This window comes from Shewanella sp. ISS20, assembly GCF_056522965.1.
The window spans coordinates 3656741-3670011 of record NZ_JAWRZK010000001.1; the positions used below are offsets into that span (position 1 = coordinate 3656741).

Genomic DNA, 13271 nt, shown 5'->3' on the forward strand with positions numbered 1-13271 from the left:
TTCTATGGAATATCAGGTCGTTAACCTTACAAAAACGTAAGGTTGCGGCAATCTAAATGACAAACTCTTAGTGTAAATTGCTCAGCATAACGACCGACATCCCATGTCTTCAACAGTATTTGAGTATCTTATGAATAAATTTATCACTTCAAGCGCCTTAGCTCTCGCAACCTTATATTCAGCGGCAAGCTTTGCAAGCCTCCCTGCTGCCAATGTCACCAATCAAGGCTTTTCTGGCCCAACTCAAGTGAGTAGCGTTAAGCAGGTATTAGATTCTGGCATGTTCAGTGATGACACGCCTGTGACCTTAGAAGGCCACATTACAGCCTCGTTAGGCGGCGAAATGTACCGCTTTGCCGATGACACCGGTAGCGTCAATATCGAAATTGAACATGATAAATGGTTAGGTCTTGAAGTGACGCCGGCATCTAAAGTGATTATTCAGGGCGAGATAGATAAAGAATTGCAAGATGTGATGGTTGATGTCAGCCAAATTCGGTTGGCTAAATAATATTAGTGCCGAATTAATCAACAATTACTAAGTGAAATCTAGAGGTTTTAATGAAAAAGTTATTAGTATTATCGACTCTTTTAGCCGCCCCAGCATTTGCGACTCCTTATATTGGTGCTGAATATGGTGTGGCTGCAACTAACCATAATTTTGAGCCTGTTGTTAACTTTGTGCAGTTAACACCAGATAATAACGACGGTGTGGCTGGCGTATTTATGGGTTACCAATTTAGCGATAATTTGGCGCTGGAATTAGGTTATCGCCAATCTGAATTAAGTGATGGCCAAGGGCAAGAAAGCTTGGTGGGTACGGGTGCTGACTTAACCGAAATAGAAAAAGACTGGGACGCCGATATTAAGGTGAAGCAGTTAACCTTAATGCCAATATACTCTTTTCATATCAATGATAAATGGACAGCAAAACTGGGCGTAGGTATCAGTTATAGCCGCTATGATTTCAGCGCTTCATTTACTGAAACCAGTGAGCATGTCGCGACAGATATAGAAACTGTCACTTCGCATATTACCGGTGATACTGGTACTCACAGTGAAATTGGCGCGATTGCCAGTATCGGAGTGGAATACGCCATAGTGCCTGAATGGACCGTAGGCGTGAATGCTAAATATCAGGCAGATAGTTTCGCTAATAGCAGCAGCGTTAGCTTAATGACTCGCTACTCGTTCTAAAGACGTTGCGCCTACTTATTTTTGCAATCTAACATTGCGAATCTCAGTATTTGCGGTAAGGCACTCTCATTTATCTTTCACTTGTCTCTCACTATTACTTACCTAAGGGCAATCTTAGGGACGGGGGCAAGTCTATCGCTCAATAGCTTTGGGTTTATATAGCCTAGGGTTATAAATATCAGGCTTATAAAGATTAGGCTTATAAAGCTTAAGCGTTAGCGCTGGTGAAAATTTAGCTAAGTGAATAATAGTGTGCAAAGAAAATCGAGCATAAATCCTGCTCGATTAAATGAATGGCCGTTCAGGTTAATTGAGCGGCCATTTTTTATGTGAGTTCAGGCTTAGCTTATTTGATAGTGACTTTTTCAATCACTATATCGCTTCGCGGAACATCATCATGGCCAAATAATGACGTGGTCTTGACGTTAGCAATGGTATTAACCACATCCATGCCTGCAGTGACTTTGCCAAATACGGCGTAGCCCCAGCCATTGTTGGTGGTTGAGGTATGATCCAAGAAATCATTGTTGGCTAAGTTAATAAAAAACTGCGCAGTGGCAGAATGCGGCGCATCGGTGCGCGCCATCGCTATTGAGCCAATGACATTTTTTAAACCGCGGTTAGCTTCATTGACAATCGGGGCGTTAGTCGGCTTTTCATCAAAATCCGGAGTCATACCGCCGCCTTGGATCATAAAACCTTTGATCACTCGATGAAATAGCGTGCCTTCATAAAAGCCATCTTGGCAATATTTCAAAAAATTCTTGGAAGATACTGGCGCTGTGTCCATATCCAGTTCAATTTCAATATCACCTAAGTTAGTCGTAAAAATAATCGTCATGAGCTTCATCTATCAGTCAATAATACTTGAGTATACCTAATATTTTCGGTCTGCTGATATTGGCGACTGAAAATACTTCTGAGTTGAATTCGAGGGTAAGGCAAAATCCTCATGGAGAAAACTTAAGTTAGCGTTCTAATTTTATAACCAAAAATGAATAGCTGCGAATATAGGCGCTATTCAGGTTTGGTTGATAATTAACCTCAATGAAATTCAATCATTAACAATAGTTGATATTTCAGGCGCTATCGCTTTATTATCAAGTCAGCACGATGGAATGTGTTGCGATGCTGACGTTAAATAGCTGAACATGTTTTAAACATTTTGATAGCAATTTTACCATTGACTCCTCGCTAATAAAGATAAAAAACCAGTGAATTAATGTAATTCACCATAATAAGCAAGAGACTCTGAAATGACACTGGAACTCATCACTGAAATACTCGGCTGGACTTCAGTCGCCTTTTATATATCGATAACTATTTTTAATTCCATGAAGTTAACTCGCTTTGCCGCCTTTGGCTCAGCGGCTAACGATACCTTATGGGCATTTTTAATGGGATGGTGGCCTAAAGTCATTCTTAATTTATCGGTAGCATCATTAAATACTTACCGTTATGCCAAAGATTTTACCAATGCCTCTAAAGCTGTGATTATCGGATTAGGCAGCGTAATGGCCATGGGCATTGCTTATATTTCTTATGTGGCGATCACAGCTTTTATTGCCTCACCTACTTTAGCGGTAGCCCTACAGTTTGTGGACTTAGGGATAATTTTGTTAGCCCTGTATATGACCACGCTCAAGAATTATCGCCTGTTAATGCTGTTTTCTGGCTTCATTGGTATGGCGGCATATTATGGCAATACCCAGATGATGATCATTAAAGTCATAGTGATTGGCATTATGAGTTTTAAATTGTTATTTGATAAAACTGAGCAAGGCGCTGTTGGGACTAATACTAATTCCAACGCTAATGCCGACGCGGAAACAGCTAAGGCCTAACGCCCTAATTTTTGATGTTGACCTTAAAAGAGCTGACTAGGTCAGCTCTTTTTTATGGGTGCTAGCGCTTGCTGATAAGCAGCAATATTGCGCTGCTCGCGAGCCATTACGCTTTGTTCGTGGGCGACAAGCGCTTGCTGCTCGGCTGCCGATAACGGCGTCGGTGCTGGCAGATAAATTAACTGATCACGCCTTAATAAAGGTGGCGCGCCAGATAACAGCACAGCATTAAAGATAAGCTGCACTCTTGGCATGTGAAAGTCAGATGTCACTAAGGTGAGTTGCGTTAAACCAAACCTAGTTTTTAGCTCAATTAACGGCGCTAAGCTTAAGCTCGCATCTTCGAAGGTAAAGCGACTGGCAACGGGCGCTAAAAACTTGTCAGTGTGCACACCTAGATTTACTAGATAGTCTTGTGCCCAATTGGCATGTAAGCGCATGGATTGATTAAAGTGCGCGCCAAATCCACCAGTACACATGATGAATTGGCGAGGTGCTTGCTGCCAGCAATGAAAGGTCGTTTCACAGCGCGCTTGGGCTATGGCAGATAATTGGCCATTAACTAGATTCGGCGCCCCTAACTGTAAAATTAATTCAGACATGGTCTTGGTATCTTGAAGAGTTTTTTGCTAGTAAAGCATCATAGCGATCATTTGTCTGTGATGAAGTCGTGAGGAAGAGGGCGGGGTGAAACTGGGGTCAGTTCAGGTTATTCATGGTGAATTGCCGCGAGCGCTGGAACGGCTAGCTGAAATAGCCTCTGTGATCATAGGACGCCTGATAACAAAGGCGATGACCACAGTGGCTATTGCTAAAGGACTATTGCTAAAAAAGCCATTTCTTACATGGCTATTAGCTTGATACGCTTACAGGCTTTGATGCGGACCAAAAACTTCATAGTGCATTTGTTCGGCGCTAATGCCGATGGCTGCAAGCTGCTTGGCGACCATTTGCATAAATGGCACTGGGCCACAGAAATAGTATTCGCCATCAAGCGGCAGCTTAGATTGGATAACTTCTAGCTGCATCATGCCGCTAAAATCAAATTGCTCACCTAAGGTGTCATTGATTTGCGGCGCGCGGTACCAAACGAAACTGCTGAGCTGCGGGTTTTTCGCTTGTTTGGCCTGAATGTCTGCACCAAATGCATGTACTTGGCTATTTTCGCAAGCATGTAACCATAAGGTTTTACTGCTGTTAGTAGTCAGGCGTTGATTAAGCATGGCGAGCATTGGGGTTAAGCCCACGCCTGCTGAAATTAATACTAATGGACGCTCGGCGGCCGTCGTGAGCATAAAGTCACCCGCTGGCGGAATAACCTCAATAGTATCGCCCACTTGGAATGCTTCATGCAGTAAGTTAGAAACCTTGCCTTGTGGCTCAGATTTAACACTTATTCTAAAATTGCGACCATTGCTGCAATCAGATAACGAATATTGACGAATTTCAGTGTTAGCTAAGCGCGGATGCGTCAACTTTACACTCAGGTATTGGCCCGGGGTAAAAGTAGGCACAGGCATGCCATCAACTGGGGTCAGCTCAAACGAGGTGATCACATCAGATTCTTTACGCTTAGCGCTAATGGTAAAGGCGCGCGTACCTTGCCAACCACCGGTTTGAGCAGCGGCTTGTTGATACAGAGTTTTTTCTCTATCAATAAATATTTGAGCTAAGAACCCATAGGCTTCGCCCCAGGCTTGAATGATTTCAGGCGTAACGGCATCGCCACCTAATTCTTTTAACGTTTCCAGCAGGTGGTGACCTACGATTTGATATTGCTCTGGCTGGATTAAAAATCCTGTGTGCTTTTGAGCGATACGCTCAACCGCGCTGCCAAGTACGGCAAGGTTATCAATATGGGTCGCATAGGCTGCGACTGCATCAAATAAGGCGGCTGGCTGGCGGCCAGTTTCTTGATTGCTGAGGTTAAAAACATCTTTAAGCTCAGGATTATCTCTAAACATTCTTTTGTAAAAGTGAGCCGTTAACGCAGGACCTGCGCTAGTGAGCAAAGGAATGGTACTTTTTACTATGCTGATGGTCTGTTGAGATAACATATCTTAAACCTTTATTGTGGATGCGTGTTTGTAGCGATATTAAAGATGCATTTGATTTATATCAAACTAAAGATTAATGAAAATGTTCAGAGAGTGATGTCGATCACTACTTACACATTCACTGGCAGTCCTTGCTGATGAAGTTGCGAGAGTGGAATGAACTCTAACTCAGGGGCAACGGATCAGGTAATAGCCTTAAGCTATAAAGTAAGCATAGCCAAGATTTTACACCTGACTATACTCACAAAGCGGTAGTTATGCGTGAGCCAGTTGATGGCGTTGTTGATTTTGTAACGTCAGTAACCATTTGCCATAGATATAAATACCCACAGCCGACACAGAACCAATAGCAGCAATTATGTACCAAGCCATGCCAATATTGTGGGCGAGGTAAAGCTGCTGAGTGAGGGCGTCTGCCGACTCGCCGGTAAACTTCACCAAAGTAGTAAAAGCTTCGCCTTGGGGAATGGCGGCAACTTCCACTGCGGGCATGCCATCTGTGATGAGCTGCTGACGGGAGAATATTTCTTTAGAAGCATAATGCTCATATAAGCGTGGGCCAAAATAGCCTTCAAGGCCCCAGCCTATACCTTGAGGTAACATCACAAAGCCTAAATACATGGCTTTTTTACCTTCAGGGGCAATATTGCCCATAAATTCATTTTTCTTAGGTGAAATCATCATTTCCCCTAATGAAAACATGGCAATGGCAAAAACCATCATCCACGCCGCATTGGTATAGCCTATGAGCACAAACGCCAAAATACTCAGTAAGCAACCAGCCAGCATGGCTGTGGTTATGCGATATTTAGCGGTTAAGGCCGCGATTAAAAAGCAGCTGGTCATAATAAGGCCGGCATTTAAGTTGAGCATGCCTTCAGGCATGACTTGGGTACCAGCATTATTCAGTCCTAACCAAAACTGTAATATGCCATTTTGGGTGCCTTCTGGGCCAAAGAGGCTAGTTACAATCACGCTGGTATTGACCCACTCAGAAATATGAATAGGCAGAACATCAAATAAAGCATTGAATAAAAACCAGAAGCCAGAAAATACCAGCATGTAGTAAATCACAATGGGCTTTTTAAGCTCATGCCACGCATCTTTCCATAATGCTTGTTGAGTGATTTCGCCAGACTTGATTTTGGCGTTACGCTCAAGTCTTGCTGCAAGGCCTGGCTCTTTATAAGTGAGCAATAACACAAAGTTGAGAGAAATAATGGCGGCGCAGGCGTAAAACACATTATCCCAAGATAATTGGCGCATATGCACAGCAACTAATGGGCCGAGAAAGCCGCCAATATTGACGATTTGATAAAAAATACCCCACGCCATCGATGAGTTATTTCTATGGGTAGCAAGCACTAAGGTGCCTTGAATGCCGGGTTTAAATATCCCAGTGCCGGCAGCAAGTAACATGGCGCCTGCGAGGAACCCCCAAAAACTCGGGAACAAAGCCATGCATAAGTAGCCCGCTATCTTGATGGCGGTCGATACAAAAATTGTTTGTTTATAGCCCACTCTATCGGATATGCCGCCGGTAAAAACTGGAATAAAGGTCTGCAAAATTGCCCAAGTAGAAATAATGATGCCGTAATCGCTAAGGCTAATTCCTAGCCCCCCTTGTGATTGCGGCGCTTTAGCGTATAAGCCGGCGCTTGCTTTAACGCCGTAATAGGCGATGCGCTCGACCATTTCCATGCCGCCAACTAGCCAAAATATATAACTTAAACTGGCGATGGAGGCCCACATGCCTAGTTGTTTGACTTCTCTTAAGTCATTGTCAGATGAGTCTTGCACTATGCAGTCCCTTTTATTGTGATTATTGGGTTGTACCTGTGGTGTAAACCAATTCACTCTACCTTGTTTTTTATAGGTGACAAGCTTTAGGCAATAGTGTGTTGATGCAAATCAGGATTTGAAGGGTGTTGCGGCGTATTTTCTTTGGGTCATTCATTCAGACTAGAATCTAGTCATATAAAATTAAGGAGCCACTGGAGCCCCTTGTTTGGATGAAATTACTTGATAGCGAGTGTGAATCAAGCACTTATCTCGCATTAGTTGGCGCAGTTAATACGGCTTTGGCTAAGTCATGCTGTAAAATATAGTAGCCAGCGAGTGCAGGAGAGGCGTCTACTGGTACCCCTAAATCAGCTACATCAAGCGCGTAGACAGTAATCTCATAATTATGAGGTTGCGCCATAGGTGGTGGGCAAGCGCCGCCGTAACCCATAAAGCCAAAGTCGTTACGCAGCATGCTCGCGCCTTTAGGCAGCTTGTCGCCGCCAAGTGCGCCCGCGCCTAAAGATAAGCCGATGGCATCGGCTGGAATATTAATTGTGACCCAGTGCCACCAACCGCTACCGGTTGGCGCGTTAGGATCATACAAGGTCACCGCAAAACTTTTAGTGCCTTTGGGGACATCACTCCACTTAAGTTCTGGTGAAATATTATCTCCGGTACAACCCCAGCTATTAAAAATCTGCTGATTGCTAAAGGTTTTATCATTGGTGACTTGCGGGCTTTCGAGCGTGAGCGCATAAGCGCTGGATGCACTAAACAGTGCCAGTGCGCAGCTGATAGATAGAATTCGTTTCATAACACCTCCGGTATTGTTGACCAAGTAAGCTTAGTGAGTATTTGGCTATTTAAGGCAATCAACGATAAATTTCAGTGGGAGCTAGCATTGGTGGGTGGCGGCATTTGCGCTGGGCCTAGGCCTATGATGCATTTCAAGTAGCCCTGCTTCCAGCCTTGGGTAAAATCTTGCTGGCTGCCAGTAATAGTTGGGGCGTTGTCGAGCGCTTGCCTTGGGGTGCCAGTACCCGTTAATGCCGATTTGCAGCCCATGTCGCGGCCATAATCAAACATATCTTTATAGTCACTGGCTTGGTCGCTTTGGCTAGCGCAGGCGCTAAGTAATAGCAGTGAAAGAGTGAGAGCAATGAGTTTCATTGTGGCTTCGACGTATTGATTGAGTCAGTACAGTGTAGCCAACGAATGAGGTAGGCAGGGGATGTTAAGGCGATTTTCATGAAGGCTCCATGAAAATCGCATTTATCATTAATGACTTAGATTAATGCAGTTTCATTTTTGGACGTACGGCACGCATCAGTTTTTCAGCCAGCCACAGTGCCATCATGCGTCTTGCGCCATGAATTGCGTATTGATGCATACGGTACAGGGATAAATACACTAAACGGGCGATTTTACCTTCAACAAACATGCTGTTTTTGTTTAAGTTACCCATCAAGCTACCGACTGTACTAAAGCGCGATAAATTCACCAGTGAGCCGTGATCTACATATTTGTAAGCGACTTCCGCTTTACCGCTACGACGGTTTAAGATGTTTTTATAAACGCAGCTTGCCATTTGGTGCGCTGACTGCGCGCGTGGTGGCACGAAGCCGCCATCTGGCAATTCACAGGCGCAGCAATCGCCAATCACAAATAAGTTTTCTTGTCCCTTAGCGTGTAAGGTTGGCTCGACCAAAATTTGGTTGCTGCGAGTTAAGCTTAAGCCTTCAATATTGGCGATAAAATCAGGTGCCTTAACGCCTGCTGCCCATACCATCATTTGCGCTGCAATTAATTGGCCTTCACTGGTAACAAAGCCTTCTTCCGTTGCTTCATTAATGCGCACGTTTTCCATCACTTCAACCCCAAGCAAAGATAACTCTTTACGGGCAGATGCTGAAATACGCTCAGGTAAGGCTGGTAAAATGCGCGGGCCGGCTTCAATTAATTGAATTTTGAGCTTAGCTGGCGTCATTTGCGCTAAGCCGTAAGACTTAATCAATTTAGCTACGTGGTAAAGATCGGCTGATAATTCCACACCTGTGGCGCCGCCGCCGACAATGGCAATATTTAAACTGTCGACATCTGGGTTTTGGTGCACACGGGTAAAGTTATCCAGCAAAGCATGGTGGAAACGCTGCGCCTGGGCATGTGAGTCTAAGAAGTAGCAATGTTGTTTAACCCCTTTGGTATTAAAGTCATTGCTTACGCTACCTACGGCCAGCACTAGTTGGTCATAGTTCAGTTGACGCTCAGCGCTTAACAGCTTGCCTTCTTGATCGTATTTAGCTGCTAAGCTGATGTGTTGCGCTTGGCAATCCATACCTATCATTTCACCTAGCTCAAAGCGGTAGCCGTGTTGCATAGCGTGCACTGAGTAAATAACGCCATCTAAGTCGGCATCTAATGAACCTGTGGCTACTTCGTGTAATAACGGCTTCCAAATATGGCTGCGACTTTTATCAATCAGCACAATTTCAGCACGGCCTTTTTTGCCCAATTTATGGCCTAAAGCACTAGCCAGCTCTAAGCCGCCTGCGCCACCGCCAACTATGACGATTCTGGGTAAAGTATGGGAAGTCGTGGAGTTTTCTGCGCTGATCATTATGCCTAGTCTCAACAATAATTAAAATGGGGGTAAATACTCACTTATGCTGCCTGTTTTTGTGAGTTATGTCATCTTAAATGTGCGGCAGCACCCTAGCAAATGCTTAAATTAAAACCACAAAATTCCGTTGAGTTAATATTTTGTGCTGCATTGTGTATTTTTGTAGCGAAAAATGCTGTTTTGCCAATAAAAAAGGCTGTCAGATGACAGCCTTTTGTAGAACTCAAGTGTGAGTTAGATTTGACTTAACTGACGCTGCTGCTCTTTGAACTTCTCGATATCGCGGGAGAATTCAGCAAGCTTGGCACGCTCTTTTTCAATCACAGCGGCAGGCGCTTTAGCAACAAAGCCTTCGTTGCTGAGTTTGCCTTCGATGCGACCAGCTTCTTGCGCCAGTTTTTCGATTTGCTTATCGATACGTGCCATTTCGGCGGCTACATCGATTAAGCCTGCCATTGGAATTAACAGCTCCATCTCACCCACTAACTGAGTGGTCGACATCGGGGCTGTGTCATCGCTAGCTAAAATCGTCATAGACTCAAGGCGAGCCAATGAGGTCAAGAAGGTTTGGTTAGCTTCAATGCGCGCCTTATCTTCGGCGCTAACACCGCGCAGCAGGGCATTTAATGGCTTAGATGGGGCAATGTTTAATTCTGCGCGAATGTTACGCACAGCAATAATCATTTGCTTAACCCATTCAAGGTCAGCCATAGCCGTATCATCCACTTGAGCGGCTTGATACTCAGGGAATGGCATCAGCATCAAGGTATCACCTGTGACGCCAGCTAATGGCTTCACGCGGTTCCAAATGGTTTCAGTGATGTAAGGCATGATAGGGTGCATTAAGCGCTGCATCTGCTCTAGTACTGTCACTAAGGTGTGACGAGTACCGCGCTGCTCTGCTTCATTACCGTTTTGCAGTACTGGCTTAGTTAATTCTAAGTACCAATCACAGAACTGGTTCCAAGTGAATTCATACAAGGTATTTGCCGCTAAATCGAAGCGGTAAGCTGCCATGTGATCATCAAAGGTTTTCACGGTTTGATTGAATAAACCTATGATCCAGCGGTCTGCCAGTGACAGGCTCATCTCGCCGCCTTGCTGACCACAATCTTGATCTTCAGTGTTCATCAACACAAAGCGTGAAGCGTTCCATAACTTGTTACAGAAGCTGCGATAACCGTCTAATCGCTTCATGTCCCAGTTAATGTCACGGCCAGTTGACGCCATAGCGGCTAAGGTAAAGCGCAGGGCATCAGTACCATGAGCTTCAATCCCTTCGCTGAACTCTTTGCGGGTGCTCTTTTCAATCTTTGCGGCCAGTTGCGGCTGCATCATATTGCCAGTGCGCTTTTCCACTAAAGTTTCAAGGTCGATACCATCAATCATGTCTAATGGGTCAAGGACGTTACCTTTTGATTTAGACATCTTGTTACCGGCTTCATCACGAATAAGGCCAGTTACGTACACGGTTTTAAACGGTACTTGTGGCTTACCATCTTCGTCTTTGATGAAGTGCATGGTCATCATGATCATGCGGGCAACCCAGAAGAAAATGATGTCAAAACCAGTCACTAACACGTCAGTTGGGTGGAAGGTTTTTAAATCTTCTAAGTTATCTGGCCAACCTAAGGTTGAGAAAGTCCACAAGGCTGATGAGAACCAAGTATCTAGTACGTCATCATCTTGGCGCAGAACCACTGAGTCCGCTAATTTGTGCTTAGCGCGCACTTCATCTTCAGTGCGACCCACATATACTTTACCAGCGTCGTCATACCAAGCTGGAATGCGGTGTCCCCACCACAATTGGCGCGAGATACACCAGTCTTGAATGTCACGCATCCACGAGAAGTACATGTTTTCGTACTGCTGCGGCACAAACTTGATATCGCCATTTTCAACGGCTTCAATGGCAGTTTTTGCCATAGGTGCCACGGCGACATACCACTGGTCGGTAAGCATAGGCTCAATGACCACGCCTGAGCGATCGCCATAAGGCACTTTCAAGGCGTGTGGTGCAATTTTTTCAAGCAGACCTAAACGTTCAAATTCAGCGACGATAGCATCGCGCGCTTTAAAGCGGTCTAGACCGACAAAGCTTTCTGGCAAGTTAACTTGCAGCTCTTTGTTGATGGTACCGTCTGAGTTTACGACTTCAGCCGTTGCGCGAATGGCGGCATCTAAAGTTAAGATGTTGAACATTGGCAGGTTATGACGCTTACCAACTTCATAGTCGTTAAAGTCATGAGCTGGGGTTATCTTTACGCAACCAGTACCAAAGGCCATGTCGACATAATCATCGGCCACAATTGGAATTAAACGGTTAACGATTGGCAGCAATACAAATTGGCCAACCAGCGCTTGATAACGCTCATCATCAGGATGAACAGCCACTGCGCTGTCACCTAACATGGTTTCAGGCCGGGTAGTGGCGACTTCTAAATAATCTTTACCATCGGCAGTCAAAGCGCCATTGGCCAGCGGGAAGCGCAAGTGCCACATGTGGCCTTGTTTTTCTTTGTTTTCTACTTCCAGATCAGAAATTGCGGTGTGCAGCTTTGGATCCCAATTAACTAGGCGCTTACCACGGTAAATTAAATCATCTTCGTACAGGCGTACGAACACTTCTTGCACGGCTTTTGACAAGCCTGCATCCATAGTAAAACGTTCACGATCCCAATCCACCGACGCGCCCATGCGGCGTAACTGCTTAGTAATGGTGCCGCCAGATTGTTCTTTCCACTCCCACACTTTATCCATAAAGGCATCGCGACCTAAGTCATGGCGATTTTTGCCTTCTTCGGCTTCAAGCTTACGCTCAACCAGCATTTGGGTAGCGATACCCGCATGGTCAGTACCAACCTGCCATAAGGTATTCTTACCTTTCATACGCTGATAGCGGATTAAGGTATCCATAATGGTGTCTTGGAACGCATGACCCATGTGCAAGCTGCCCGTCACATTCGGTGGCGGGATCATGATGCAATAGTTGCCTTGGGACTCATCACCGTGGGGCTTGAAGTAACCTTGCTCTTCCCAATTTTGGTAGAGCGCCTGTTCAATGGACTGCGGGTTGTATGTCTTTTCCATGGGAATTATATATTCTCAATCTAAATCAAGTGGATGCGTTGCTAGGTCTTGAGTGTCAAGGGGGATACCAAGCTGGCGATATTGCTTATAGCGTTCACGAGCTATGGCCTTCATGGCATTGTCACTGGCAACAAAATCGATAATCTGGCTAAAGTTTACCGCAAATGAGGGGCATAGGTCTGCAAGATTAATCAGAAGATGGCGACTTTTATTCGGGCCTAATTGGTCAAAACCAATTTCAACGGGAGCACCATTGTGTGGGCCTTCACCTTTAAGGTTGTGCGGCACAAACGAGTTGGGCTCAAATTGCCACAGTAACTCATCGATAGCAAAGGCTTGCGCCTGATCTTGGCAATGAATATACACGGCTTGTTGATGGCGATAATAGTGCTCAGCCAGTTGGCAAACTTTGTGGTGCAACTCTTCAATGGCGCTACGTTGCTCATTATTTGGCAGGAGGTAAAAAATTGCCTGACTCATGGCTATGTCGCCTCTATTAGTTGCCGGTAAAGGCGAGATTCTACACCTTTTAGGCAAAGGTTGAAAATATGGGGTCTTTAGTCAGTTTTTGCCAAGACTAAACCATTAGCGAGTGGGGCAAATAAGCCAATGCCGTTGGGATTAACATCAGCTTGAATCAAACAACAGCCAATAAAAAGCGAAGCCTGAGCTTCGCTG

Annotated in this window: 12 protein-coding genes; 3 read left to right on the forward strand and 9 right to left on the reverse strand. The window is 44.9% G+C overall.

Translation table 11 applies throughout. The features are described from left to right. Positions 1-130: 130 nt before the first annotated feature. Together AC1HDP_RS16675 and AC1HDP_RS16680 are read left to right on the forward strand one after the other, a co-directional pair. A complete protein-coding gene (locus tag AC1HDP_RS16675) occupies positions 131-511 on the forward strand; it encodes a YgiW/YdeI family stress tolerance OB fold protein (RefSeq protein ID WP_479639610.1) in 381 nt (126 codons plus the stop codon). Positions 512-561: 50 nt separating this feature from the next. After that, on the forward strand, positions 562-1197 hold the full coding sequence (locus AC1HDP_RS16680) for an AcfA family outer membrane beta-barrel protein (RefSeq protein ID WP_479639611.1): 636 nt from the start codon (positions 562-564) through the stop codon (positions 1195-1197). A gap of 346 nt (positions 1198-1543) precedes the next feature. Here the strand turns inward: AC1HDP_RS16680 and AC1HDP_RS16685 are convergent, their stop codons facing one another. Beyond that, a complete protein-coding gene (locus tag AC1HDP_RS16685) occupies positions 1544-2038 on the reverse strand; it encodes a peptidylprolyl isomerase (protein ID WP_479639612.1) in 495 nt (164 codons plus the stop codon). A 415-nt stretch (positions 2039-2453) separates the two neighbouring features. Between AC1HDP_RS16685 and AC1HDP_RS16690 the strand changes: the two genes are divergently transcribed. After that, on the forward strand, positions 2454-3041 hold the full coding sequence (locus AC1HDP_RS16690) for a phosphopyruvate hydratase (RefSeq protein WP_479639613.1): 588 nt from the start codon (positions 2454-2456) through the stop codon (positions 3039-3041). Between the two features lie 41 nt (positions 3042-3082). On the opposite strand, the gene AC1HDP_RS16695 is transcribed toward AC1HDP_RS16690, so the two are convergent. The 8 genes from AC1HDP_RS16695 to AC1HDP_RS16730 all read right to left on the reverse strand — a co-directional run bounded on the left by AC1HDP_RS16695 (position 3083) and on the right by AC1HDP_RS16730 (position 13073). Beyond that, positions 3083-3643 carry a YdcF family protein gene (locus AC1HDP_RS16695; RefSeq protein WP_479639614.1) on the reverse strand — a complete coding sequence of 187 codons (561 nt, stop codon included), beginning with the start codon at positions 3641-3643 and terminating at the stop codon, positions 3083-3085. A gap of 264 nt (positions 3644-3907) precedes the next feature. Beyond that, positions 3908-5098 carry an NO-inducible flavohemoprotein gene (gene hmpA, locus AC1HDP_RS16700; protein ID WP_479639615.1) on the reverse strand — a complete coding sequence of 397 codons (1191 nt, stop codon included), beginning with the start codon at positions 5096-5098 and terminating at the stop codon, positions 3908-3910. 255 nt (positions 5099-5353) lie between these two features. Continuing rightward, positions 5354-6850, reverse strand: coding sequence for an MFS transporter (locus tag AC1HDP_RS16705; RefSeq protein ID WP_479639912.1), 1497 nt, complete (start codon positions 6848-6850; stop codon positions 5354-5356). A 295-nt stretch (positions 6851-7145) separates the two neighbouring features. Beyond that, positions 7146-7697, reverse strand: coding sequence for a YbhB/YbcL family Raf kinase inhibitor-like protein (locus AC1HDP_RS16710; RefSeq protein ID WP_479639616.1), 552 nt, complete (start codon positions 7695-7697; stop codon positions 7146-7148). Positions 7698-7768: 71 nt separating this feature from the next. After that, positions 7769-8053: a hypothetical protein gene (locus AC1HDP_RS16715; RefSeq protein ID WP_479639617.1), complete on the reverse strand. Its 285-nt coding sequence runs from the start codon at positions 8051-8053 to the stop codon at positions 7769-7771. A gap of 121 nt (positions 8054-8174) precedes the next feature. After that, positions 8175-9500, reverse strand: a complete 1326-nt coding sequence (locus AC1HDP_RS16720; protein WP_479639618.1) for an NAD(P)/FAD-dependent oxidoreductase — start codon at positions 9498-9500, stop codon at positions 8175-8177. 237 nt (positions 9501-9737) lie between these two features. Then, a complete protein-coding gene (locus AC1HDP_RS16725) occupies positions 9738-12593 on the reverse strand; it encodes a valine--tRNA ligase (protein WP_479639619.1) in 2856 nt (951 codons plus the stop codon). Positions 12594-12608: 15 nt separating this feature from the next. Next, positions 12609-13073, reverse strand: a complete 465-nt coding sequence (locus tag AC1HDP_RS16730) for a DNA polymerase III subunit chi (protein WP_479639620.1) — start codon at positions 13071-13073, stop codon at positions 12609-12611. Positions 13074-13271: the final 198 nt, after the last annotated feature.

Coding starts and splice junctions, on each gene's coding strand:
- AC1HDP_RS16675 (WP_479639610.1), top strand. CDS start 131: ATGAATAAATTTATCACTTCAAGCGCCTTAGCTCTCGCAACCTTATAT.
- AC1HDP_RS16680 (WP_479639611.1), top strand. CDS start 562: ATGAAAAAGTTATTAGTATTATCGACTCTTTTAGCCGCCCCAGCATTT.
- AC1HDP_RS16685 (WP_479639612.1), bottom strand. CDS start 2,038: ATGACGATTATTTTTACGACTAACTTAGGTGATATTGAAATTGAACTG.
- AC1HDP_RS16690 (WP_479639613.1), top strand. CDS start 2,454: ATGACACTGGAACTCATCACTGAAATACTCGGCTGGACTTCAGTCGCC.
- AC1HDP_RS16695 (WP_479639614.1), bottom strand. CDS start 3,643: ATGTCTGAATTAATTTTACAGTTAGGGGCGCCGAATCTAGTTAATGGC.
- hmpA (WP_479639615.1), bottom strand. CDS start 5,098: ATGTTATCTCAACAGACCATCAGCATAGTAAAAAGTACCATTCCTTTG.
- AC1HDP_RS16705 (WP_479639912.1), bottom strand. CDS start 6,850: ATGTGGGCCTCCATCGCCAGTTTAAGTTATATATTTTGGCTAGTTGGC.
- AC1HDP_RS16710 (WP_479639616.1), bottom strand. CDS start 7,697: ATGAAACGAATTCTATCTATCAGCTGCGCACTGGCACTGTTTAGTGCA.
- AC1HDP_RS16715 (WP_479639617.1), bottom strand. CDS start 8,053: ATGAAACTCATTGCTCTCACTCTTTCACTGCTATTACTTAGCGCCTGC.
- AC1HDP_RS16720 (WP_479639618.1), bottom strand. CDS start 9,500: ATGATCAGCGCAGAAAACTCCACGACTTCCCATACTTTACCCAGAATC.
- AC1HDP_RS16725 (WP_479639619.1), bottom strand. CDS start 12,593: ATGGAAAAGACATACAACCCGCAGTCCATTGAACAGGCGCTCTACCAA.
- AC1HDP_RS16730 (WP_479639620.1), bottom strand. CDS start 13,073: ATGAGTCAGGCAATTTTTTACCTCCTGCCAAATAATGAGCAACGTAGC.